Origin of the sequence: Sulfurovum sp. (genome assembly GCF_041562805.1) — a bacterium.
Lineage (GTDB): Bacteria > Campylobacterota > Campylobacteria > Campylobacterales > Sulfurovaceae > Sulfurovum.
This window is the reverse complement of record NZ_JBFFOH010000008.1, coordinates 1-24,589: the sequence shown is the minus strand read 5'-3', so window position 1 is coordinate 24,589 and position 24,589 is coordinate 1. Positions and strand designations below refer to the sequence as shown.

The following is a 24,589-nucleotide window of genomic DNA, read 5'->3' as shown; positions in this document are numbered from 1 at the left end:
CTGTTTTCAGTCTTCATTAAGAGGTATTTCCCCATAATCACACTACATATAACTTAAAATTTATATTATTATAAATTTTATACGGAAAGGTATTTAATGGAAAGAAGAGAATTCTTTAAAAAAGCTATAGTTACGGCAGGAGCTGCCGCAGTAGGGACCAGTACACTTGATGCTGGAGAGACAGTACAACCTATCGACAACAGAAAAGTATCACCCGTTGCTTTTCCTGAAAAAAGACCACTTATCATGTATTCTGACAGACCCCCTTTGTTGGAAACACCTAGAGATGTATTTACTTCTGTACTTACACCAAATGATCAGTTTTTTGTACGTTGGCATATGCCAGATATCCCTACATATATTGATCCGGATACTTATACTATTCACATCAATGGGCTTGTGAAAAAAGAACTGCATATCTCACTTAACGATCTTAAAACAAAGTTCGAGCAAGTAGAAGTAACCGCTGTACTACAATGTGGGGGGAACAGCCGTTCTGCATTCAAGCCTATCGCTGGTGGTATTCAATGGGGTTCAGGTGCAATGGGCTGTGCTACATGGAAAGGTGTAAGATTATCTGATATTCTTAGCAAAGCAGGACTACACAAAGATGCAAGATGGATAGGATTTAATGGTTCTGAAAAAGCTGCCTACTATGAAACACCAGAGTTTGTACGTGAGCTTGAAATAAGTGAACTTGATGACCACGTGATATTGGCATATGAGATGAATGGTGAAGATCTACCATACCTCAATGGTTACCCACTTAGACTGGTTCTACCAGGATACTACTCTGATTCATGGGTTAAAATGCTTTCAAATATTACGGTGACCAATGAATACAAAAAACTCTTCTTTATGGATGTTGCGTATCGTGTTCCAGACAATGAGACTGAATCAGAAACACCAGAGAAAAGATTTCCTAAAACAAAACCTATCAAAAAAATGAACGTTAAATCTGTGATCGGTTATCCAACCAGGGACTCTATTGTGTCTCACAATTCTCACATTGTAGTGCGTGGTGTAGCATGGGATGATGGACATGGTATACAAGATGTACTTGTTTCAACAGACGGTGGAAAAACATGGGATAAGGCCCTTCTTGATGATGGTAAACTTGGCCGTTACTCATATAGAGCTTTTAGGTTTGCATATAAACCAACTACCTATGGAAAAGTGACTATTATGACTAAAGCTATCAATAAGATAGGTGATGAACAACCATTTGCGAAAGATATCAAATGGAATCACGGTGGATATAAATATAATGGTATCGATGAAGTTACTGTGGAGGTAGTATAATGAAAAAATTAATTTTAATTGCAACACTGCTTGCATCACCACTTTTTGCACAAGTAAAAGAAAAAGTTGAAGTACCTTATGTACCTTTTCCTATAAAAATGGGTAAAGGTTTTGACGCGGTACAGGCAAATTGTCTGACGTGTCACTCTTTTGGATATATGATCAACAGTGGGAAACAGTCTAAAAAGTTTTGGCGTGGAAAAGTAGATAAAATGATCGTTCACTTTAAAGCACCTATGACTGACGAAGATGTTGAGATAGTTACTGACTATTTCTTTGAACATTATGGAAATGGGCAGTTAGAGTAGTTCATTCCTCCACCTCATATGAGGTGGAATACTTTAAATATTTATTGATCACTTAACGCTAAGTGATACTAGTTTCTTCTAGTTCTATCACTGTTTTCAGCATTATTATTGCCACCAGAGTTTCCGGGTGCAGACTGATCACCATTGCCCCAGCCATTATTCCCATTGTTTGTTCGAGTTTTAGTTCGAACATGCTCACCATTCTTTGTTCTCGTTTTTGTTCTTACATTATCGCCATTTTTAGTTTTTGTCTTAGTACGAACATGCTCACCATTCTTAGTTCTGGTTTTAGTTTTGACGTACTCACCATTCTTGGTTCTAGTTTTAGTTTTTATATTATCTCTATCATTCGCTCTGACATGGGTTCTCGTGTTCATTCTGCCATATTGATCTCTATCATTTGTTCTCGTCTTTGTATGAGATCTATCATTGTTATTTTTACGATGTCTGTTTTTATAATGGTTTGATCGTTCGTAAGTACTTCTACTGTGATAGTATCCATGGTTTCCGTTTACTGCACGATAACGTTTTCCATTATAGTAGCGATACCCTTTGTTGTAGTAATGTCCATGACGGAATTTACGCTTACCATAATGATAATATCCATTACTGTAATACCCACCATAATAATAAATACCACCAACATAATAATACGGTCTATTATAATAATATGGGTAACCATAACTGGAGAGACCAACAGTGACACTTGAAGAGTATGGAGCACGATCATAATATCCATCATTATAGTAACCTGAACTATGAGTAGTGCAGCCAGTGAAAAATAATGTTGAAGAAGTAGCTGCGATCAATCCTAAATATTTTGTTTTATTTAACATGTGAATCCTTTCATTTTTTGTATCATAGAGTATAAAAGTGTAGGTATCGTGTAGATTAAAAACCTATAATTTCTTCCTTAAACTCCAAAGGAATCTGACCTTTACTCTTTCGTGCTATTGTATCGCGATAGACCCAAGCATCTTTGATTTCATCTCTTTTGTCTTCACTTAACAGAGGTGTGTCATATCTTCCGGCATTTTCAAGTTGTCTTTCTGCTTCGTAGAGTATTAGTGCCGTAGCGACGGAAACATTAAGGCTTTGTACCATCCCCTGCATAGGTATAATGATGACTTCATCTGCCATCTCAACTATTTCAGAAGAAACACCGTCTTTTTCATTTCCCATGACTAGCAGTATCGGTTTGGTATAGTCTATCTGTCTAAAAGAGACTGCACGTTCTTCAAGGTGTGTCACAACAATTTGAAATCCCTGGGCTTTTTTTTGTTTTAAAAATTTCACTTTGTGATCATAGTTGATTCTGTAACGGTGTGTCCACCTGTGAGCACCCTGCGTGATGGTCTTATGTATACGAAGTGATTCATTCTCTTTTGTTGTGTAGTAAATATCGAGTACACCTACCGCATCACAGGAACGGATTATGGCCGAGAGGTTTTGTGAACTATGTACATTGTCAAGCATGACCTGAAGTGTAGGCTGCTTACGTAAAAGACTCTCATCTATCCGTTCCATTCTACGCTCAGTACTCATAATTTACACACCCTCTACTTTGAGAAGTTTTGTTTTACCCACCATCAGTTCAACCGTCATTCTCACCCTTTTAAACACAGACTCCTGTCTGTACTCAAGGTTATGTTTAGCACAGATTTCTTTTACGATAGGCTGCATCTTTTGATACTGACTAAGCGGTAAAGTCGGAAATAAATGATGTTCTATCTGATAATTAAGCCATCCATGCACAAAATCCAAAGGATTTGTACCAGTTCTATAGTTTACAGATCCCATAATTTGTCTAAGGTAAAACTCACCCTGAGTTTTATGCGGTGTATCAAAACGGTAAATATCTCCGGCAGAATGGTTAGGTACTATGACAGTAAAAGAGTGAGAATTCGCCATCAATTCGGCCATAAATGTAATCAGCAATGCATTCAATACAGCACCCCATCCCAACGGAAGAAACAGCAAAGGAATAAGTATAAACTTTATGCCTATATAAGGCAGAAGATACTCTTTCCACAATCTCAATCCATTGACTGAAAAAGGACTCCATACATGTTTTTTGATCTCTGGTAACTTAGATCTTTTACGTGTTTTGTTGTCAAGTATACGGAGTGTGTTAGGTGCGTAATACACCGGCTTCCATACCATTGTAAAACCATAAATGATGACATAACGCAGCCACATAGGTATTTTTGAAGTAGTGAGCCATTTAAGATTATATTCTACATTATCCGGATCATCATCTTCTCCTAGGTGATAGTGGTGCATGATGTTATGTTCAAAAGACCATGCATCTACTTTCAGCCAGTCAAGCCAGTCTATATATCTTCTTTTCCCCGTAGCATAATACTTGCTGGTATAACGTGCGGGTATGTTTGGTATTTTGTCATATGCACCATGTAAAATAGGATGTGTGATATTTGCCCATCTGGAAACATTACCAATGCCCATACAGGAAGCTGCAGATAGAGCTATAGTCCAAAATATGAAAGTACCCACAGTATAATGTAGCTCTAGGTAACTTAAAAGTAATATCAGAAAATAACCCGTAAAAGTGAATATTCTTCCCCAACGTTCCATCTTTAGTAAATGCTTAAAGTCCTCTTGGGATGGCGCTCCCAAAGTAATTTTTATATTGTCTATATCTCTTTGCAGTTGTTCTTTATTTACTTTATTATAGGGGGTGTATCCTGTCACTTCTCTACCTTGTACTTTATTGGTTTGTATTATAGTGTAAGGGCGATTTAATATAGGGGTTTATTTAGATATAATTAGAAAAATCAATACAAAGAATAAACTATGTGCGACTTCAGTACCTTAACAGATGAAGAGAAAATACTCCATCATGAAAAACTTTTACAGTGTGCAAACAATTTTGGAGGGAAGAACTTTTTTCTTCAACTCCTCGAAGCCATCCGTGAAACCAAGCCACATCCACTTACCTCGGGCAATACTGAATTTAGGATCGAATTAGGAACCATCAAGTGGAATAAAGTCATCTTCAATGATAAACTGCAACTTTTGCTTAAAGCACGTGTAAATGAGAGTAAGCAAGAGAACTTCCTGCCAAAGTCTGATGAGAAGAACTATAAAAAGATCCTCAATGTCGTACGTACATTAAAACCTATCGTTTTTCATGTCAAGCCGGTTATAAAAGAAGACGGACCAGGTTTTTTCTTTCAGCCTTTTGATCTCATAGATGAGAATACTGTGAAATTAAATCCTGTCTTTGATGCAGTCTTCTTTTGTTCTGTAGATACGGTCAAAAAAGTACTTAACTACGAACCAAAGGCATAATAGATGAACGGTGGTCAAAAACGAGCCGATATCAAGTATGGTTTGGATGTGGGAGTGGTACTTAAAGAAGATCAAGCTACGGGAAGGCTTACTTACGGAAAAGTACAGAAGATCCTTACTAACTCCCCTACCCATCCTCACGGTATAAAAGTACGTCTTAATACAGGTGAAGTAGGACGTGTTAAAGAGATAGTATGACCCTCTTTATCGATGGGGATGCATTTCCTAATCTTCTTAAACCTATCGTCCTTCGTAGCATAGAACGCTTAGCTCTACCTACAAAAGTTATAGCCAATAAAAAGATACATATAGGCAATTCAAAATATATACAATACATTATCGTAGATCAAGGTGCAGATGAAGCCGATCATCACATCGTTGAATTATGTGAAGTGGGTGACTTGGTCATTACTGCTGACATTCCCTTGGCCGACAGGATCATCAATAAAAATGCCCATGCTATTGACCATAGAGGCGAACTTTACAGTGTAGATAACATCAAACAGTATCTGGCTATGAGAAACCTCATGGAGAGCATTCGAGAGAGTGGAGAGATGACAGGTGGACCAAAAGCATTTGGGACGAAAGATGCCCATGCTTTTGCCAACCAACTCAATGCATTTTTAGCAAAAAACTATTAAGAATCATTCTCTTGTTTGTACCCCAAGGGCATTACCTACGGGCACACGGGAGACTACAAGTTCAATACATTATACAATTAGAGCAATTGTGCAGCAATAGTATAACGATACCCAAATTGACTAATACTGACTGAAAAACCGTGACTTTCAAGTCTTTGCTTTAATACTTCAGGTGCAAAGAAGTTTCCAGGTTCACCCAGTATCTTTTCTACTCGACAAAGCGTATTCCCCATAAAAGTACTTGAGTCAAAATCATAGATAAAAAGCCTACCCTCATCATCAAGTACACGTACAATCTCTTGCAATGATTTTTCTACATCCTGAAAATGATGAAGTGCCTCACCTATGAGTATGGCTTCAAAGCTACTAGTATCAAAAGGAAGCGCTTCCGCATTAGCCTTATGTGTTTGAACGTACTCCGCAGAAAATTTAAGCATACCTTCGGCAGGATCTACAGCAGTAAATTGCAGATCCTCTCGACAGGCATAGGCAAATTCACTCATAACACCTGTTCCTGCGCCAAGATCCAATACAGATGCAGATCTTGAAAGTGGTATCAAGAAACTACAAAGAGACTCTCGTATTGTGTGAGGATATATTAATGGTCCTATGTATTTAAATATCCACCCCAAATGATTAAATGGTATCATAAATATTACTCCTTCTTATATACTTTTCATCTCTATTATTATAGTATAAAACTTCATTTGTATGACAATTTGACACATCTATATACCAAGTTATACAACTTAGATATAATAAACAGTTAAGATTAAAAATAAACTATGGGGTTATAGGGCATTAATGAAAAAGATACTTTCAGATAAATACAGACATTTTGTTCTTTACTTTGAGATCTTCATGCTACTATTATTGATTCCCCTAACCTATAATCTTATTCCTGTAAATGAAGGAACCAAAACGTTCTATATCCCTTCTTCAAATATTGATGACGTTGTTAAAACACTCAAATCAAATGGATATGAAGTCACATGGATGGATAAACTGATGTTAAGACTTAGAAGGACTCCTGATGAGGGGTGGTATAGTGTTGAACCCAGTGAACATGGACGTTTTTTATTTTTTCAGCATCTCTATAAACAAAAGACAAATGAACTTATGGATGTTGTCGTATATGCAGGAGAGACAAAGGATGAGCTAACTGCACGTCTTTCCAATGATATGAAACTAGATAAAAAAAAACTTTTAAGTGCCTATCAAATGCATGCATATTATGATGAAGCGGATATATTAGCTCAACGTTATACCATTGCACGTCAAGCAGATGAAAATGAAACGATGCAGTATATGTTCTTAGATTCCAGACGAAAATTAAATACTTTTGTTCATAAATACTTTAAACATAAACCAGAATTAATGGAACTAAAGATTGTACATGTGATCGCGTCTATTATTCAGAAAGAAAGTAATTCTATCGATGAAATGCCACTGATATCCTCGGTGATATATAATCGACTTGAAAAAGGTATGAAATTGCAAATGGATGGTACGTTGAATTATGGACCCTATGCCCATACTGTTGTAACCCCTGAACGTATTAAAAATGATAAAAGTCAATATAATACATACAAACATAAAGGTTTACCGCCAGATCCTCTAAGTACCGTTACACTGGATGCACTTAAAGCGTCTATGAAACCTGCATCCAGTGACTATCTTTTTTTTATGCTAAACAAAAAGGGTACACATAACTTTTCTGCAACATACGATAAGCACTTAGAGAATATTAGAGCCTTTAGAGTGTATCAAAATGAGAAGAATAAGCAAAAACAAGAAGCAAATAATACCTATAGTAAATCCCCACCAAAATCTTAAAGCATAAATCTAATTTTCAAAATCCATACAGCAGATAATTATACTTCATCCTAAAACTGCAAAAATATATTGATTAAATATTATACAACTAGATGTATAAAAAATATAATTTCAGTGTTATACTTGCTCTATGAAATTAATATAGAAAGGATTTAATATGACAATGAAATTTATAAAAAATATCATTGGACTTACGATTATCAGTACATCAATGACATTTGCAACCAGCACAACTGATCTTAATAAGATGGAAACAAAAACATATGAAACCCTGTGCTATACAAGTGACTGTATGAGTACGACACAACTTCAAAAAGAGGTTGAAAGACTTAGTATAGAAGGTAAACTACCATATGACATGGGACTAGAACTCATAAAAAGATGGTCAGACAGTAAAATATTATCCTAGCATGGATATCAATATAAAACACTAAAATAAGGAGAAAGTTATGTACAACAAAACAGAGACAATAATAGCAGAAAAAACAATGAGTAAAACTACGCTTGGATCATCGATCAACTATTATCACAAGTCTTTCCCGACTTGCTACTATCTCTAGATTGCGACCAGAAGACCATCATGGTCTTCTACACGGCAGTACTCTTGAGTGTAGAGAAGAATCTTTATCTATGCCTAACAACACTTAGAAAAACAAGTCACCCTGAGGCAAACTTATTTATTTATATAAACAATTAATTTATATTAACCACTATCTCTCCACTAACAACATCAAAGGCTACTGACGAGCCTTCAACCACTTTGTCTTCAAGTATAAGTTCCGCAAGTCTGTCTTCTACAACCTCATAAAGTGCACGTTTCAAAGGACGAGCTCCATAAACCGGATCAAATCCTGCTTCAGCGATATAAGCTTTGGCATTATCAGTTAACGTAATCGTAATATCACGCTCTGCAAGCTTACTTTGGATACCTTTAAATAATATATCTACGATACTTGTAATTGCTTCAAGATCAAGTGGATTAAAGATAACCTGTTCATCCAGACGGTTAAGGAACTCCGGTTTAAAGTTTCGTTTGAGTTCATCGTTTACCGCTATTCTTCTCTCCTCTTTGTCTGTAATTGTCATAATTTTATCTGAGGCAATATTAGAGGTCATAATGATAATAGTATTTTTAAAGTCTACCGTTACCCCTTTGTTATCTGTCAAACGTCCATCATCAAGTACTTGCAAAAGTGTATTAAACACATCCGGGTGTGCTTTTTCTATCTCATCAAAAAGCACTACAGAGTAAGGTTTTCTTCTTACTGCTTCTGTAAGCTGTCCTCCCTCTTCGTATCCTACATACCCTGGAGGTGCACCGACAAGTCTACTTGCAGCATGTTTCTCCATATATTCTCTCATATCGATACGGATGAGTGACTTTTCAGAGTCAAACAGAAATTTTGCAAGGGTTTTAGCCACTTGTGTTTTACCTACACCTGTTGGTCCAAGGAACATAAAACTACCTATAGGTCTATTCAGGTCGCTAAGCCCAGCTTTATTACGTTTAATGGCACGTGCCACTGCTTTAAGTGCTTCTCCCTGCCCTACTACCTCTTCTTTAAGGATGCTTTCGATGGCAAGGATCTTCTCTTTTTCACCTTGAAGCATCTTACTCACACTTATACCAGTCCAACGGCTTACGATACTTGCTATCATCTCTTCATCTACAGAGTTTTTAAGTAAAGTGCCTTCAGACATCATCTGGATCCACTTGTCTTCCAATGCTTTGAGTTTTGACTCTTCTGCTGGAACTTGCCCATACTCTATCTCTGCAGCTTTGTTGAAGTCACCGTCTCTTTTGGAAAACTCTGCTTGCGTTTTGAGTGATTCTATGGCACTTTTTACTTCTGCAATATTATTGAATACTGCTTTTTCATTCTCAAATTGGTTTTGCAATGAAACACGTTTCTCTTCCATATCTGCCAACTCTTTTTCTATCTCAGCGATACGTGACGTATTTTTATCACTCTCTTCCATTTTAAGTGCTTCTTTTTCTACCTGTATCGTTGAGATCTCACGCTTGATCTTTGAAAGATCCGTAGGCTCTGACTCTATCTGCATCTTAAGTTCTGCTGCTGCTTCATCTATAAGATCTATGGCCTTATCTGGTAAAAACCTGTCTGTAATATAACGATCAGAAAGCTTTGCTGCTGCAACCAATGCTGCATCAGTAATGACGACATTATGGTGTACTTCAAGTCTATTTTTTATACCTCTTAGGATTTGCAATGCTTCATTTATACTTGGCTCATCTACTTTTACAGGTTGAAAACGTCTTTGTAAGGCTGTATCTTTTTCAAAATACTTTCTATACTCTTTAAGTGTCGTAGCCCCAATGGTATGCAACTCACCACGTGCAAGCGCTGGTTTTAGAATATTTGCTGCATCATTTCCACCCTCAGATGCTCCTGCACCTACGATCGTATGAATCTCATCGATGAATAAGATCACATTTCCTGACTCTTTCACTTCATCTATCACGGACTTAAGTCTATCTTCAAACTCACCTCTATACTTCGCCCCTGCTATAAGTCTGTTCATATCAAGACTCATCACACGCATATTTTGAAGGCTTAGAGGCACTTCTTTGTTCACGATACGCTGTGCAAGTCCTTCTACTATAGCTGTTTTACCCGTACCAGGTTCACCTATAAGTATAGGATTGTTTTTCGTTTTACGGATGAGGATCTGCATCATACGTTGCACCTCTTCATCACGTCCTATAACTGGGTCCAGTTCACCATCGAGTGCTTTTTGGTTTAAGTCATCTGCATATTGCGCTAATGCTTCAAGTGTTTCATCTCCAGATTGTGAGTCAATCTGCTTTCCTCCACGTATGCTCTCCAGAGTCTTTTTATATTCATTCATATCAATGTACTTACCGAGCGTCTCTTTGATAAAGCTCTCCCCTGCATTCGCCATGAGCCAAGCATCTACAGCAAGGTACTGGTCGCCATTCGCTGTCATAACACCCTCTGCATTTTGCAGTGAACGTACGAGATTTTGAGAAAGTTTGATGTTCTCTTTTGTTACTGACGAAACTGTCGGTAATCTATTTGCAATGCTTTTAGCTTCGAGCTCAATGGCAGCTTTATCAGCATTCATTTTATTAAGTGCTTGATGTAAAATGGAACCACTGTTTGTAAGTAAGGCCCAAATAAGATGAATAGGATCTACTTCCTGGTTTTTATTATGTAATGCTAAAGATACACCTGACTCGATAGTACCTTGCATTTGGTTGGTTAATTTTTCTAGTATACTCATAGTATAACTCCTTAAAATGATTTAATTATAATTAATTATACAACCTTTAGTCACTTATTGTCAAGTTTACTTAGTAAATATTTTAATATATCTAATTTTACTCTAATACATTCATCTCCTAAATGTATCCTGATACCTTATAAAACATCCCATATAGACTATTTCATAAGGTTTGCTATAGGGATCTGATCTTCATTAACTACATCTCTTTAAAATCGACAAGAAGCTAATACTTTTTATCTAAGTCACATTACTTAAAATAGGAAAAATGTGACAGGCTACTTTTTTAAAGTCATATAATGTCCTCCTCAAAAAACCTTCTTGAAACAAAATCACTCGGACGACATTTTATTTTAAAGACAATTTAACATTACTAGGGTAAAGTAAGAAAAAATACATCATTTTGAACGTTTAAAAAGGACAACAAATGACTAACCCCTCTAACAAAGAGCTACGACTACGTAAAAATTGTCAGCTTTATGCCTACCTACTGGTAACACTTGAAAAAGAGGTGCCAGAAGCGATACAAGAATGTGCAGACTCATATGATTATGACTTTCTTGTTGACTGTGTTGCACAGTTGTCTAATGAAATAGAAAGCTTAGACAGTGATATCTTTGAAAAAATAGTGAACAACACAGACTCAAACGAGGCACGTGAACTTGCATACTGGTGGAAAATGCACCAAGAGGCTAATAGGCTTGGTGAAGAGATAGTTCAGACCTGTTTATAGTTAAATTTAGGGGTTTGATCAGAAGTTGAAGTATTACTTACTGGTTGCTGATTTACGTCTCCATGCTGTATATGTTGAGTATGATGGATTTCCATCAACCATCTTCTCATATGCATGTTTATAGCTACAGTTATACTTTTCCTTATACGCATTAACTACCTCTACTACCATCTCTCTATCAGCTTTTTTGTACGTGCCCCTCAATGACTTCACTAAATTTATCTGTTCCATGTGCATGCTCATGTCCATAAGTATCCTTTTTTATAGCAGTCTACATCAATATTAATTAATAGTTCCATTTTATTCTCCCTGGCTATGCGCCAGAAGCCATACGTTCAAAGAAATTCAAAACCTCTTTTACGGTTTGAGTTCCATCATTTCCCAATTTTGCACAATGATCCAGATCAACTTTAATGTCATTTTTTTTACATGCATCTAGAAAATAGGTCATCTCATCTTCGAGACAGTTTTCATCAGCAGTTCCATCGTCACACAGGTAAAAAATAGGAAAAGCATCTATAGGATTTAGAAAATTTGTCAGATCATTTTCTTTAGAGATGCTTTCATTGAATATAGAATCATAAAAGTTTTTCTGTGCTGTGTTGGCATTATTTGTCTCTTGTAATCTTATGTAAGGAGCATGTGCATAGACTGCATTTGCCTTACACAAAATACCGTGTAAAATGGCCCCGTAGCCTCCCATAGAACTTCCATACATGTAGATATGGTCTTCACATTCATACTCTTCGGCGATTTCATGGATCAGATGTTGTAAAAGATCTTTAACAAAAAAGTCTCCCTTTTCACCCAACCAGCAAGAACCTTTGTTTTCATATCCAAAATTATCCAGGGGTGTGAGTACATTCCACATTTTGTGCTCGAAGTGTCTTTCTTGGGCTTTTCCCTCATCATCTAAGATAACGATCAATGGCACAAAATTTGAAGCTATAGCTGCAGGAGTGAAACGGTAAAACAATTTCCGCTTCTTGGCATCTTCAACATATAAAAGGTCTTCATTATGCATAGTTATTCTACTCCCACTTTAAAGATCATGTATGTGTTCCATTTCTTAATAGAACTATTTATTAACCGGACACTTTGGCAGGCTATTACGATATTTCTATATGAAGAGTATATCAAAAATCTCTTCTTATTAAAACATCTAAGTCTAAAATCATCATACTAAGGTTGAACAGATAAAAAGTGCCCGCTATAGAGAAGTTACATATAATTTACGCTAACATACTTTTATGAATTATACAATTGCAGCAGAATTTACTCCTATTATCGATGCTATAGAAACCCATTTGGTGGGAAAAAGAGAAACCATTGCTTTGTCTTTGGCCACTTTTTTTGCAGGTGGGCACTTGCTTTTGGAAGATATTCCCGGTGTAGGAAAAACCACTTTAGCCAAACATCTGTCCCAAGTTTTAGGACTTGACTTTGGTCGTATACAGTTTACCTCTGACATGCTGCCTTCAGACATACTTGGTGTAAATTACTATAATCAGAAAGAAGGCTCTTTTATCTTTAAAAAAGGACCTATTTTTGCCTCGTTTCTTTTAGCCGATGAGATAAACCGTTCCATGCCTAAAACACAGTCTGCTCTGTTACAAGCCATGGAGGAAGGGACCATCACCATAGATGCAACGCCCTACACTCTTCCAAAGCCTTTTTTTGTCATAGGAACACAAAATCCGCATGAAGAGGTAGGAACATTTCCTTTGCCTACTTCTCAACTAGACCGTTTTATGTGTTCATTTGGTATAGGTTATCCGGACAAAACATCAGAAAGAGAGATCCTCAAGGGCAAAACAGGACATGATGACACTCCATCCGCCACCTTGCTTACCCTACAACAGATAGAAACATATATGAAACAGGCTTCTATGATCATACTCAGTGATACTTTACTTGATTTTCTTCAAGATATCATCGCCTATACCAGAGACAGTAGTATCTTTGAGTATGGTCTTTCAACACGTGGGGCACTCTCCTTAACTGCCATGGTAAAATCCTGGGCCATGCTGCAGGGGCGCACTTATGCAACTGCTGATGATTTACAAGCAGTTACTTCTGTTGTCTGCTCCCACCGTTTGAAGTTTAGAGAAGGTATCACTACAGCAAAACGTATACAAAATGAAATCTTTACGCACATTCGCTCAGATATATAGAAGCATAGACCAACATGCTACACGTTACAGTGCTCTTGTAGTAGTCTTGCTTTTTGGGCTTTTTCTCGAAGCCTATATGCATGACTTCAACCTCGTATATATTACTCTATTCTTTGTATTTTCTCTTGCATTTTCTGCTGGTCCCATAGGTATTTTAAACTTGGGACATCTTGAGGCAAAATATCTACGCTCAGGACGCCTTTTTGCCTTTCATGAGGGTCACATACCTATAGAGATATTTAACAATTCAGCTACAACATCATGGTCTATAACACTTCATGATGAAAACACTTCTGTACTTCTTGAACAAATAAAAGGGGAGACATCAAAAATCCTAAAACTTCCTGTGACACCAGACAAACGTGGTACATTCATTCATCAAAATGCTTATTTGGAAAGTAAATACCCTCTTTCAACCGTACGTCTAGTCCTTAAAATAAAAGAGTCTTATGAATGTATAGTCTATCCTGAGCCAAAAGGTCTTCCATTAGACTCTTTCTTGCAACAGGAAGAGACCTATTATGGTGAGGAAAAAGAGTTTGACGGTTTACGTACGTATGATGGCTCCCAAAAGCTTTCTCACATCCACTGGGCATCTGTAGCCAAAGGAGAAATGTCTGTCAAAGTCTTTAGTAAAGAGACACAGACACCTAAACTGGTTTTTAATTTTCATACTGTGGCCAAAGAAGATGAAGCACGTTTATCCCAACTCTGTTTATGGGTACTTGAGTGCGAAAAGAAAAACCTTCCATTCATGATACAAATGCCCCACAAATTGCTAAATTCTACAAAGGAGAGTATAGATGTTATCCTTGAAACTCTTGCAAGATACTAAACATCCTCCTTTAAGTCTTTTAGACATGTCATACATCATCGTGCTTTTGCCTTTGATGCTTGTACTTAAAGTACCTATGCTGATCTTTACATTTATGGTTCTGGGAATACTGTTCTTTAAACATACTCCTGCATCCAAATATCTGATCGTCTTTGTCTTTCTCATCGGTATGGTCACTCTATTTCTTTCTTTATATGGTGTCTTCTCTTTCAGAGGTCTTTCACGACTAAAACTTTTTCTTGAACTGCTTGTTTATGTTTTACTGATCGTCGTTTCCATGCAGAGACTCACAAGGGAGATCAACTTTTATCTTCTGCTCTCCCCTATACTTTTTTTGGCACTCTCTTTGTTCTTTTTTCATGGCATTGTCATGCTCACCTATGTTATATTTGAGATCTTTTTCCTACTATGGATGGTACTGGCACACCGTATGAGTGGCGACTTGATAGAGAGTTTCCGTTCAAGCATGGTAATGTTTATGTATTCTTTGCCTTGGGTAGTTGTACTTTTTATCTTCTTTCCTCGTATCTCTTTTGACCATGCGAACTATGGATTTAAAGGGGAAACCGTTCAACGTATGGGACATGATGGTACAATGTTTTTAGACAGTAAAGCCCTACTCGTTCCATCAGACCGCATCGTGATGGAAGTGGGATTTGACAAAGAAGTGCCTTCTTCTAACACTCTCTATTTTAGAGGCAGCATGCTTTATCTAGATAAAAAAGACCATTGGGAGCCACTCCCTGCTTATATTAAAAGAGAAAGTAAGTCTTATTACCCCACAATTGGAGAAATTGTAGACTACAAAGTCACTTTGTATCCAACACAAAAACAGTGGATCTACATGTTGGATATGCCTTCACATACCGTTAAAGATGCAGATTTAGACAGAGATCTGATAAGTACCGTTGAAAAGCCTGTAAAAGAACCTATGCATTATGCTGCAAGCTCTTCTTTGAGTCATAAATTTCATGATATTTTAGATAACCACACACGCAATGCTTCATCAAGTTTTGACAAAGAATCTAATCCTAAAACCTATCAAGAAGCACAAAAAATAAAAACTCTGTTTAGCTCACCCGATAAAAGAGCAGAAGGCATTATAAAGTTTTTTCAAACTCAGTCTTTAACCTATAGCTTAAAACCAGATGCACTTGACATAAACAACACGACAGACAGTTTTTTATTTGATAAACGTCGAGGTTACTGTGTACACTTTGCCTCTTCATTTGTTACTATGGCACGTATGGCAGGCATACCTTCACGTATCGTCACAGGTTACAAGGCTGACAAAGTTAACAGTCTTAACAATTATCTTGCAATAAAAGAACGCGATGCACATGCATGGGCTGAGCTCTACATAAATGAACATTGGGTTAGATATGAGACAACAAGTACCGCATCATTTATCGATGTTGAGACAGAATTATCAATATATACTGATAATGAGTTTATTAAAAAATTGAATCTTAATCTTATGTATGCAAAATATCAAGTCGAAACATGGATACTCTACTATAGCAATATCCGACAACTGCAACTCCTGCAATACGCAAAAGAAAATCCACGATTTATTTTACTGTTTGTACTTTCTTTGCTTACTTTAGTACTGATCACTTTTAGCATCACTTCATACTTCCGTCGTCCACGATGTACACATAAAGTACTTTGTATTTTGGAACCACTGTTCAAAAAGATGAAAAAAGAAGGATATACACGAAAAAAAGGTGAAACCCTACACCAATACTTTTTAAGATATATGGAAGATAATCCAGAAAAAAGTGCCATAAAAGACGTGGATCAATATTATGAGCTTATCTCTTATGGTGGTAACAATTCAGTGGATACTATGAAACAATTAAAAAGCATGGTAAAGAAGTGTTTATCTTCATAATCATCTGATGATCTTTTATAAAACGGTTAAACTTTCTTATGTATAGTAATACAGAGCATTCAAAGCAACCTCTTAGATGTTTTTAAATAAAATTATAAACCAATTCTCATATGGAGACACCACCTTAATGATTAAAAAAAGCAAAAAAGTTATCATTGCCGGACTTGTAAGCACTTTGACTGCAGCATACATGTTTGGATCTTTCGCTCAGGCTAAAGATACTACTGACAAAACCCATGAACCTTCTACGGCAAAAGAAAAACTTGAAGCTTACATAAAATTCACACAAATTCTTAACGTTATTGAGAGTCAATATGTGGATGATGTCAATACTACAGACCTTGTAGATAAAGCACTCAAAGGCCTTCTGGCTAACCTCGATTCCCACTCTTCTTTTATGGATACAAAGGCCTTTAAAGACCTTTCTGTGCAAACAAAAGGTGAATTTGGCGGACTGGGCATCTCTATAGGTATGAAAGATGGCGCTCTTACCGTCATTGCACCTATCAAGGATACACCTGCATTTCATGCCGGTATCAAAGCCGGAGATATCATTTTAAAGATCAATGATTCTGCGACTATCGGTATGAGTATAGATGATTCTGTGAAAATGATGAGAGGAAAACCTAAAACTTCTTTGGTCTTAACGATCATAAGAAAAGGAGAGCCTAAACCTCTCGAAATCAAGATCGTCAGAGACATCATTAAAATACAATCTGTCTATACAAAAACCATAGAAGATACAATACTCTATGTACACGTTACTTCTTTTGACCAGAAAGTAGTAGAAGGTGTACAGAATGCCATGAAAGAGCACAATGCAACCAAAGGTATGATCCTTGATCTAAGAAACAACCCTGGTGGACTTCTTGATCAAGCTGTCGGACTCGTAGACCTCTTTGTTGAAGAAGGTGTTATCGTAAGTCAAAAAGGAAAGCTTGAATCAGAAAACCTTAATTACCGTGCACATAAAGAAAATACAGATACAAAAACGCCTATCGTTGTACTTGTAAACGGAGGGTCAGCCTCCGCATCAGAGATCGTATCTGGCGCACTTCAAGACTTTAACCGTACAATTGTTGTTGGTGAGAAAACATTTGGGAAAGGCTCAGTCCAAGTGGTTATGCCTATCGGTGAAGATGAAGCTTTAAAGCTTACTGTTGCACGTTATTACCTACCAAGCGGACGTACTATCCAGGCAGTAGGTGTGACTCCTGACATCAACGTCCCTCTTGGAAAAATAGATCTCATAGAAGATCCTGTTTTACTAAAAGAGAGTGATCTTAAAAAACATTTGGAAAGCGAACTTTCTAAAATAGATGTGAATGCGACCAGAGAAGCAAATACACTTTTAAAAGTGGATAGCAATGAAACAAAAGTAGATGATACTATCATTACAGAATCACAACTCTACAAAGATCTACAACTAAAAAGTGCTGTGCAAATTTTGAAAGCATTGATCATCACAAATAAAGGAAAATAAAAATGACAAAAGCTAAACTTTTGTATGAAGGTAAAGCAAAAAAGATTTGGAAAACGGAAGATGAAGATCTTCTTATCTCTGAATTTAAAGATAGCCTTACTGCATTTAATGGTGAGAAAAAATCATCTGAAGAAGGTAAAGGTGCCCTCAACAATCAAATATCAACTGAACTCTTCAAATATTTGGATGAAAAAGGTATCCCTACTCACTATGTAGATACAATTGACGATAATAACATGCTTCATAAAGCTGCAGAAGTGATCTATATAGAAGTTATCGTAAGAAATATCGCTACAGGTAGTCTCAGTAAAAATCTTGGTATCGCAGATAAAACTGTACTTCCTTTTACACTTGTTGAATTTGACTATAAAAATGATGCACTTGGAGATCCAAAGCTAAACGATCAACACTGTCTCATTTTAAACTTGGTAAATGACACATCTGAACTTGACTATATTCGTTTTATGGCAAGAAGGATCAACACACTACTCACAGAGTTCTATGCTGACCTGAACATTAAAGTTGTAGATTTCAAAATTGAATTTGGGAGAGATAAAGATGGAAATATCATTCTTATCGATGAACTCAGTCCAGATAACTTCAGACTCTGGGATGCAGATACAGATGAGAAACTGGATAAAGACAGATTTAGACAAGGTTTAGGTGGACTCACTGAAGCGTACAGACAAGTATTAGACAGAATTAAAAACAGATAAGGAATAACAATGACAGCAGTAGTAAACGTATTTTTAAAAGAAGGTGTTCTAGACCCACAGGGAAAAGCAGCACACCATGCACTTGACTCTTTAGGCTTTGCCGGAGTAGCTGATGTACGTATTGGTAAACAGATAATCATTGAGCTTGATACTGCAGATAGAGCTGTAGCTGAAACTGAAGTAAAAGAGATGTGTGAAACACTTCTTGCCAATACAGTTATCGAAGACTATACAATAGAGATCAACTAACATGAAAGTAGCAGTATTAAGATTTCCTGGAACAAACTGCGAGTTTGATACACAGTATGCTTTTGAAAAGTTAGGACATACAACAGAGCTTGTATGGCATGAAAGTGAACAGCTTCCAAATGACATCGATCTTGTTGTTGTACCTGGTGGTTTCTCATATGGAGATTATTTACGTTCGGGGTCTATCGCTAGATTTTCTCCTGTTATGAAGGCTGTTACTGCCTATGCAAATGATGGTGGTAAAGTACTTGGTATCTGTAATGGTTTCCAGATCCTTACAGAAGCAGGTCTTCTTCCAGGGGCACTAAAGCGTAATAACAACCTCCACTTCATCTCTAAACACCAAAATCTTTGTGTGATAAACAATGACAATGCATTCTTAAATAAATGTGAAGAAGGTGAAGTACTTAACATACCTATCGCTCATGCAGATGGTAATTATTACATCGATGATGAAGGGTTTAAAAAGCTAGAAACCAACGGTCAGATACTTCTTCGTTATTCAGACGAAAAAGGTCAACCTGTTGTAGTTAATGGTTCTGTCACATCTATCGCCGGTGTCTGTAACGAAGATAAAAATGTATTTGGGCTTATGCCTCACCCTGAGCGTGCTTTAGAAGCTATACTCGGAAGTGAAGATGGTATACGTATGCTTAAAGGTTTTGAAGCCTAATGCGACACTTACGTTCTGTATGGCTTTTCATAGGTCTTATATTAGCTTATACTACCCTACTAAGCGCTCAGAACGAGTTTAAATACAGTTATATGCCTAAAAAGGTATATGAGAACCAACTCTTCGCAGTGACTATCATCGCTCCCGGGGAATCTGGTAAAAGTAATCCTCAATTCACTTTTGACACTTCAAGTGAGATCCAACCTCTCTTCAAAAAGCCTCTTACGGTGCAAAATGGTCCTGATAGTTTCTACACCTTCTATTTTAAAGCATCGAATGTAGATATTCGTATTCCAAGACTCTTTATATCATCTGAGTATGGAGAAGCTTCACTTGACTCTAACACGATCTTTATAAAGACGATCAAACAAAGAGATGACTTCTGTCAGGTACTCGCGGCTGACATGAAGATAAAAAATTCACAAGTCTCAAACTATGATGAAAAAAGTCATATTGTCACCCTTTCCATAGAAGCCTTTGAAGCAAACCTTGAGGACATGCAGTTAAATGACGTACAGGAAGCTGGTGTTGAGAATTTAAAGCGTAATAATGCAAAGGTAGAAGCCGAATTTTATGTGGTCCTCCCTCTAGAAGAAAAGGTGCTAAAGTTCACCTATTTCAACACTATTAAAAAACAGTATGTTTTTTTAGAAGTTCCTGTTGTCGTTGCCGATGCTTCTGTCACTACACAGTCTGATCTAAATCCTAAAGAAGACAGCTTTGAAAAACTGAAAAAATATACCTTTATATTTTTGGTTGGTTTCTTTTTGTTCATGTTCTTATTAAAACGAGATTTCTTCTATCTTGTTTTTGGTGTAGTATCGATTATCACCCTCTTGACATTTTATATACCACATAAGAAAATATGTGTAAAACAGGGTGCATCACTCTACATCTTACCTACGCAAACAAGTACGGTCAGTACAAAGATCGATCAAACGCTTGACACCATGTTACTGGGTGAACGTAAAGGGTTTCAAAAGGTTGAATATAAAGAGGGAATCATAGGATGGGTCAAAAATGAAGATCTTTGCGACAATTAGATTTTACTGGGGTGCTTTTGCCATCTCATTTAATACCGCCGTTTTTATGATACCTGCCCTAATGTTGTTTGGTAGGTACAAAAGTACCATTGTTCATCATATCAACCGTTTGACACTTTTTATGATGGGTGGTAAATTGGCTCAAGAAGGTGTCATGGATACTACTGTAGATATGTATGTCATGAACCATCAGGGCATCGTAGATATCATAGGCCTTGAAGCATTACAGAACAACCACTTAAGATGGGTAGCAAAAAAAGAACTTTTTGATGCGATCTGGTTTGGTAATCTCTTGCGTCATGGAGAGATGATCTCTCTGGATCGTGGAAACAAAGCCGGTCTTCTCAAACTTATCAAAGATGTAAAAGAATCTAAAGAAGTCTATCATCGTCCCGTTGCCATTTTCCCTGAAGGCACAAGAACAGACAAGCAGGCTTTACTATCTTTTAAACAGGGAACAAAGATCATCGCAGAGAAGTTACAACTACGTGTACAGCCGATAGTCATAACAGGCAGTAAATGGGTCTTAAATGAACATGTCAGAACTGGTCACAGCGGTACAGTAAAATATACATTTATGCCTACTATCTCTGTCAATGGTGAGGATGAAAACTGGTTTGAGACACTGAGATCAGATATGCAAAAGGTTATAGATGATGAGTTTAACAACAATCATTGCAGTCGCTAGCGGTGGTGCTATAGGTGCAACGCTAAGACTGTTTATTAACGGAGCAACAAATAAACATTTTGTTCATGCCCTACCCTTGGGTACACTTGTTGTTAATTTGATTGGTAGTCTGCTTATAGGTATGCTTTTTGCATATTTTCATTTAAACACCTCTCTTTCACCGCAACTCAAAACATTTTTGGTTACGGGAATACTTGGTGCACTCACTACCTACTCTACCTTTGCAATAGAAAGCTTCTTTTTACTTGAATCAGGACACTATGCACATGCTTTTGCCAACATGGCACTTAACCTTTTTGGTACCATACTCCTAGCAGGAATCGGGTACGTCTTAATAATGCAAATAACTAAATAACAGGAATATACATTGTCAACATTAAATCAAGAGATAGAAAAACATATTAAAAAACTCGTAAACCCACTCAAAGAACCTGAAGAGTTACTCGAAGTACTGAAAGTAAAACTCACTAAAAAAGAATTAAAACTATTGAAGTCATGGGCAGATGAGATACCTGCAGAAGAGCTAAGAACTCAACTCAACCTGGATGAAGAACGTTATGGTGAGCTTTCAACGAAACTCATTAAAAAACTAAATCAGGAAAAGATAAAACAGGCGATGTGTATCTAAACTGTATCTTACGATACGATCATAAACACAGAACAGAAGTTATAAAACATATGCAGGAATATACTAGGTAGTATATGTTTATACTGATCTTTAAAGTAACCAAAGATCAAAGACGGTATAAAAACCAATAGTGCCCAAAGAGGTACATGGTGTACAAAATGCATCAAAACAAAAAGTACTGATGTCAGTATGTTGGCCACACTCAAAAAGAAAAAAGAAGGGTATTGTTTCGTTTTTGAAGCAATAAACTCTTGGATCACTCCACGAAAAGCCAACTCCTCGATCACCGGATAAAAAACAATCAGAAAAAAAAGTGATTTTGTATCAAAAGATACTAACTTGAGATCAAATAATTGTTGTTGAAATAGAGTGTTATAAAGAAGAACAAATATTGGAGCAGCCAAGACAGCTGCTCCATATTTAATATGTATTTTATTCAAAGAGGACTATTTTAGAAATCTTCTTCTGAACGGATAGAGTAGACCCAATGCCATTAACATTAAGAATGTCATATCAAAGTTCTTACTGTTAGGGTTGTATGTACAACCACCACCGCCACCACTACTTGGAGGAGTTACTACTGGTGGTGTCACTGTTCCATCTTCTGCAGTCGTTGTTGCAGTCAATGTTAAAGTAGCATTGGCTTCATACGTTGCAGTTACAACAGTGCCGTCCACTACATTCATTTCTCCATCATCAGCAGCAGGATCTGTATTTGTTCCTATAGTTCCTACAAATATAGAACTGTTTGCATCCGTTTCAGTAAGTGTAAGATTTTCTTCATCACCATTATCGCTTGTTAATACAATAATCGTTTCATCTGCATTCTGATCATCTGTATTTAGCTCAGTGTCTGCCAAACCTACATGTAGATCTGCACCTGGAGCAAAGTATGGCGCTGGACTAATGATAAGAATTTTTTCTGCATCATCATACCCTGATGGTGGTTCTATATAAGTTTCATTATCATCCATAATATAATTAGGAGCTGTCTGTTCAGCCGCTACACGTGGCGTAATACGGACAGTAAATGTATCACCAATATTACTATTTTCTCCAACATTAACTATATAGTTCAATCCCAAGTTAAGCGTATCTTCAATATGACCTTGTGCATAAAGTGGATCAGAAATCCAAGTAAGTAACTCTTCTACTGTAGGTTCAGCCCAACTTTGATCACCGTCTGACAGATCATAGTCTTTACCTTTATGCCAAGCTGGTAAAGTACCTGTTTCTGCATTTGGAACAGTACCCCAGAAAGCAACAAGTTCCGCATCTGTCAATGGATTATTGTCATTATCAAAGAATATACCGATCGGCTGCCATTTTGAAGGTAACCAAAGACCAAAGAGATCTACATAATTACTTCCTAGTGTTGTAGGGCCACCTTCAAGCGTTGGTGTACCATGTCCTGCTGGATCAACTACAAAACCTGCTCTTTTTGAGTCAAAGAAACCATCAGTTGGAAAATGTGGATCAGGTTCTTCAAATGTTTGAGGTCCCCATAAACCATGTGAATAATTAGCCATATCTTCTACGTCCCAAATATCACCATCTGGTTGTGGGTTATCGCCACCCGTTAAAGCTTCATCAAGACCAATGGAAAGTGTAAGATCATTCGCTTTTACTGTACCATTTTCATCTAGTACTTCAACTTTATACCCATCAAGTCTCATACCAGTATAGTTATTGATCTTTTGGAAAACTTGGTATCGTACATTTTCCATATTCATATCAGTACCATCAAGGTTAAATACAAGATCTATAGGTTTACCGTATCCGGTAGTCGTATTATAATCCTCTGTTGAAGCCTCTGTCATATTGACTTTAAAACGTTTATGCGTTTGGAAAGGGCTTGAACATATTACAGGTGCTGGATCATCACCGTCAAGATAACCATTCTCTAAAGAAGGAAGATTATTCTCTGCCGAAAGATAAGAGGTTGTCAAGATACAATTTCCTGGTTTACCTTTGCTCGCTTTAGTATCACCATTAATGATTTTTATACCTGCAGGTTCACCTACAGGCCAGTCTTTTCCATGCAGTTTACCTGTAACTAAACCATTTGTTGTGATAATTGACTCGAAAGAGTCCCCATATGTCATTTCATCATATGTACCATCAGAATTAAATGTTAGATTTGGGTTTAGCACATACTCTGTATCTGTAATATTCACCATCACATTAGTTAAATTCCATCCGCCAAAACCAAACTGTTCAAGTGGTTCAACAGTATCTCCTGGATTCGCACCAATAATATTACCAGCATAAGCTCCTGAACTCAAAAGCATTGCTGTAACTAAACTCATTTTTACGATATTTTTATTCATATTTCTTCCTTATATAATTTTAATAACTTAACATGTCATATTCTTATTATAATATAAATGACGTATTATATCTATCACCCTTTCGTGTGATATTATAAAAACCTACCCTAAAATGGCCAAGTAAGTGTTGCCATAAAAGATTCGTAATTTTCCACTCTATCCAATGATGGTGCCATCCATGCGTACTCAACTGCAAGTTTAATAGGCGTATTTGTTGCCATGAACCCATAATCAACTCCGACATTAATGGCATAATCAAGATCTTTTACATCAATCTTATCATCTGATGAATTAAGATTATATCTGTAATCAAATTGATCATCGAATGCCATATAACCTACTTTCGCAATAATCTCAGGAGTGATACTTAGTGTTCCTTCCACAGATATTGCTTTATTGTAACTGTCTTCCGTATCGTCATCGTCTGATTGTGCACCGATACCGGTAAATTCAACTTTATTTTTGAGAATAGATGTC

General features: G+C 36.8%; 29 protein-coding genes. 19 read left to right on the top strand and 10 right to left on the bottom strand.

Annotated elements, in window-relative coordinates:
- The first annotated feature begins 96 nt into the window (after positions 1-96).
- Both ABYK33_RS02215 and ABYK33_RS02210 read left to right on the top strand, forming a co-directional pair.
- Positions 97-1,302: a molybdopterin-dependent oxidoreductase gene (locus tag ABYK33_RS02215; protein WP_373031280.1), complete on the top strand. Its 1,206-nt coding sequence runs from the start codon at positions 97-99 to the stop codon at positions 1,300-1,302.
- Positions 1,302-1,610 (top strand): sulfite:cytochrome C oxidoreductase subunit B, encoded by a 309-nt coding sequence (locus ABYK33_RS02210; protein WP_373031279.1) that lies wholly within the window; start codon positions 1,302-1,304, stop codon positions 1,608-1,610. The genes ABYK33_RS02215 and ABYK33_RS02210 overlap by 1 nt, the downstream gene beginning before the upstream one ends.
- A 68-nt stretch (positions 1,611-1,678) precedes the next feature.
- Here ABYK33_RS02210 and ABYK33_RS02205 read toward each other — a convergent pair whose 3' ends face one another.
- The 3 genes from ABYK33_RS02205 to ABYK33_RS02195 are packed head-to-tail and all read right to left on the bottom strand — an operon-like array spanning position 1,679 to position 4,322.
- Positions 1,679-2,446 carry a hypothetical protein gene (locus ABYK33_RS02205; RefSeq protein WP_373031277.1) on the bottom strand — a complete coding sequence of 256 codons (768 nt, stop codon included), beginning with the start codon at positions 2,444-2,446 and terminating at the stop codon, positions 1,679-1,681.
- Positions 2,447-2,501: 55 nt separating this feature from the next.
- Positions 2,502-3,155, bottom strand: coding sequence for a TrmH family RNA methyltransferase (locus ABYK33_RS02200; RefSeq protein ID WP_373031276.1), 654 nt, complete (start codon positions 3,153-3,155; stop codon positions 2,502-2,504).
- A gap of 3 nt (positions 3,156-3,158) precedes the next feature.
- Positions 3,159-4,322, bottom strand: coding sequence for a fatty acid desaturase (locus ABYK33_RS02195; RefSeq protein ID WP_373031275.1), 1,164 nt, complete (start codon positions 4,320-4,322; stop codon positions 3,159-3,161).
- 102 nt (positions 4,323-4,424) lie between these two features.
- Here ABYK33_RS02195 and ABYK33_RS02190 point away from each other — a divergent pair, with 102 nt between their 5' ends.
- From ABYK33_RS02190 to ABYK33_RS02180, 3 genes are read left to right on the top strand one after another with little or no spacing between them, the layout of a single operon-like run.
- Complete coding sequence (locus ABYK33_RS02190; protein ID WP_373031274.1) at positions 4,425-4,922, top strand: hypothetical protein; 498 nt, start codon at positions 4,425-4,427, stop codon at positions 4,920-4,922.
- 3 nt (positions 4,923-4,925) lie between these two features.
- A complete protein-coding gene (locus tag ABYK33_RS02185; RefSeq protein WP_373031273.1) occupies positions 4,926-5,120 on the top strand; it encodes a YwbE family protein in 195 nt (64 codons plus the stop codon).
- On the top strand, positions 5,117-5,563 hold the full coding sequence (locus tag ABYK33_RS02180) for a YaiI/YqxD family protein (protein WP_373031272.1): 447 nt from the start codon (positions 5,117-5,119) through the stop codon (positions 5,561-5,563). The genes ABYK33_RS02185 and ABYK33_RS02180 overlap by 4 nt, the downstream gene beginning before the upstream one ends.
- 77 nt (positions 5,564-5,640) lie before the next feature.
- Here the strand turns inward: ABYK33_RS02180 and ABYK33_RS02175 are convergent, their stop codons facing one another.
- Positions 5,641-6,213 (bottom strand): class I SAM-dependent methyltransferase, encoded by a 573-nt coding sequence (locus ABYK33_RS02175; RefSeq protein WP_373031271.1) that lies wholly within the window; start codon positions 6,211-6,213, stop codon positions 5,641-5,643.
- Positions 6,214-6,367: 154 nt separating this feature from the next.
- On the opposite strand from ABYK33_RS02175, the gene mltG reads away from it, so the two are divergent.
- Both mltG and ABYK33_RS02165 read left to right on the top strand, forming a co-directional pair.
- The gene (gene mltG, locus ABYK33_RS02170) at positions 6,368-7,399 is read left to right on the top strand and encodes an endolytic transglycosylase MltG (protein WP_373031269.1); all 1,032 of its coding nucleotides are present in this window, start codon (positions 6,368-6,370) and stop codon (positions 7,397-7,399) included.
- Between the two features lie 157 nt (positions 7,400-7,556).
- Positions 7,557-7,808, top strand: a complete 252-nt coding sequence (locus tag ABYK33_RS02165; protein WP_373031268.1) for a hypothetical protein — start codon at positions 7,557-7,559, stop codon at positions 7,806-7,808.
- Positions 7,809-8,092: 284 nt separating this feature from the next.
- Here ABYK33_RS02165 and ABYK33_RS02160 read toward each other — a convergent pair whose 3' ends face one another.
- Positions 8,093-10,666 (bottom strand): ATP-dependent Clp protease ATP-binding subunit, encoded by a 2,574-nt coding sequence (locus ABYK33_RS02160; RefSeq protein ID WP_373031267.1) that lies wholly within the window; start codon positions 10,664-10,666, stop codon positions 8,093-8,095.
- Positions 10,667-11,093: 427 nt separating this feature from the next.
- On the opposite strand from ABYK33_RS02160, the gene ABYK33_RS02155 reads away from it, so the two are divergent.
- A complete protein-coding gene (locus ABYK33_RS02155; RefSeq protein ID WP_373031266.1) occupies positions 11,094-11,399 on the top strand; it encodes a hypothetical protein in 306 nt (101 codons plus the stop codon).
- A 33-nt stretch (positions 11,400-11,432) separates the two neighbouring features.
- Here the strand turns inward: ABYK33_RS02155 and ABYK33_RS02150 are convergent, their stop codons facing one another.
- Together ABYK33_RS02150 and ABYK33_RS02145 are read right to left on the bottom strand one after the other, a co-directional pair.
- Positions 11,433-11,648 carry a hypothetical protein gene (locus tag ABYK33_RS02150; protein ID WP_373031265.1) on the bottom strand — a complete coding sequence of 72 codons (216 nt, stop codon included), beginning with the start codon at positions 11,646-11,648 and terminating at the stop codon, positions 11,433-11,435.
- Positions 11,649-11,712: 64 nt separating this feature from the next.
- Complete coding sequence (locus ABYK33_RS02145; protein WP_373031264.1) at positions 11,713-12,423, bottom strand: alpha/beta hydrolase family protein; 711 nt, start codon at positions 12,421-12,423, stop codon at positions 11,713-11,715.
- 226 nt (positions 12,424-12,649) lie between these two features.
- Here ABYK33_RS02145 and ABYK33_RS02140 point away from each other — a divergent pair, with 226 nt between their 5' ends.
- The 11 genes from ABYK33_RS02140 (at position 12,650) to ABYK33_RS02090 (ending at position 21,782) form a co-directional block, all read left to right on the top strand.
- Positions 12,650-13,573 carry an AAA family ATPase gene (locus ABYK33_RS02140; protein ID WP_373031263.1) on the top strand — a complete coding sequence of 308 codons (924 nt, stop codon included), beginning with the start codon at positions 12,650-12,652 and terminating at the stop codon, positions 13,571-13,573.
- A complete protein-coding gene (locus ABYK33_RS02135) occupies positions 13,539-14,408 on the top strand; it encodes a DUF58 domain-containing protein (RefSeq protein ID WP_373031262.1) in 870 nt (289 codons plus the stop codon). Before ABYK33_RS02140 ends, ABYK33_RS02135 begins: the two co-directional genes overlap by 35 nt.
- Complete coding sequence (locus ABYK33_RS02130; RefSeq protein WP_373031261.1) at positions 14,377-16,302, top strand: transglutaminaseTgpA domain-containing protein; 1,926 nt, start codon at positions 14,377-14,379, stop codon at positions 16,300-16,302. Before ABYK33_RS02135 ends, ABYK33_RS02130 begins: the two co-directional genes overlap by 32 nt.
- Positions 16,303-16,429: 127 nt before the next feature.
- The gene (locus ABYK33_RS02125; protein ID WP_373031260.1) at positions 16,430-17,785 is read left to right on the top strand and encodes a S41 family peptidase; all 1,356 of its coding nucleotides are present in this window, start codon (positions 16,430-16,432) and stop codon (positions 17,783-17,785) included.
- Between the two features lie 2 nt (positions 17,786-17,787).
- On the top strand, positions 17,788-18,501 hold the full coding sequence (purC, locus tag ABYK33_RS02120; RefSeq protein ID WP_373031259.1) for a phosphoribosylaminoimidazolesuccinocarboxamide synthase: 714 nt from the start codon (positions 17,788-17,790) through the stop codon (positions 18,499-18,501).
- Positions 18,502-18,510: 9 nt separating this feature from the next.
- Complete coding sequence (gene purS / locus ABYK33_RS02115; protein ID WP_373031258.1) at positions 18,511-18,750, top strand: phosphoribosylformylglycinamidine synthase subunit PurS; 240 nt, start codon at positions 18,511-18,513, stop codon at positions 18,748-18,750.
- Position 18,751: 1 nt separating this feature from the next.
- Entirely contained in the window at positions 18,752-19,423 is a 672-nt protein-coding gene (gene purQ, locus ABYK33_RS02110) for a phosphoribosylformylglycinamidine synthase subunit PurQ (RefSeq protein ID WP_373031257.1), read from the top strand.
- Positions 19,423-20,466: a hypothetical protein gene (locus ABYK33_RS02105; protein ID WP_373031256.1), complete on the top strand. Its 1,044-nt coding sequence runs from the start codon at positions 19,423-19,425 to the stop codon at positions 20,464-20,466. The genes purQ and ABYK33_RS02105 overlap by 1 nt, the downstream gene beginning before the upstream one ends.
- Positions 20,444-21,154 (top strand): lysophospholipid acyltransferase family protein, encoded by a 711-nt coding sequence (locus tag ABYK33_RS02100; RefSeq protein WP_373031255.1) that lies wholly within the window; start codon positions 20,444-20,446, stop codon positions 21,152-21,154. Before ABYK33_RS02105 ends, ABYK33_RS02100 begins: the two co-directional genes overlap by 23 nt.
- Positions 21,120-21,509 (top strand): fluoride efflux transporter CrcB, encoded by a 390-nt coding sequence (crcB, locus tag ABYK33_RS02095; protein ID WP_373031254.1) that lies wholly within the window; start codon positions 21,120-21,122, stop codon positions 21,507-21,509. Before ABYK33_RS02100 ends, crcB begins: the two co-directional genes overlap by 35 nt.
- A 12-nt stretch (positions 21,510-21,521) precedes the next feature.
- Positions 21,522-21,782, top strand: coding sequence for a hypothetical protein (locus ABYK33_RS02090; protein ID WP_373031253.1), 261 nt, complete (start codon positions 21,522-21,524; stop codon positions 21,780-21,782).
- Positions 21,783-21,790: 8 nt separating this feature from the next.
- On the opposite strand, the gene mrtJ is transcribed toward ABYK33_RS02090, so the two are convergent.
- The 3 genes from mrtJ to ABYK33_RS02075 all read right to left on the bottom strand — a co-directional run.
- On the bottom strand, positions 21,791-22,222 hold the full coding sequence (mrtJ, locus tag ABYK33_RS02085) for a JDVT-CTERM system glutamic-type intramembrane protease (protein ID WP_373031251.1): 432 nt from the start codon (positions 22,220-22,222) through the stop codon (positions 21,791-21,793).
- A gap of 6 nt (positions 22,223-22,228) precedes the next feature.
- Positions 22,229-24,112 (bottom strand): choice-of-anchor F family protein, encoded by a 1,884-nt coding sequence (locus ABYK33_RS02080; protein WP_373031250.1) that lies wholly within the window; start codon positions 24,110-24,112, stop codon positions 22,229-22,231.
- Between the two features lie 107 nt (positions 24,113-24,219).
- Positions 24,220-24,589: hypothetical protein (locus ABYK33_RS02075; RefSeq protein WP_373031249.1), on the bottom strand; the 370-nt coding region annotated here is incomplete at its 5' end.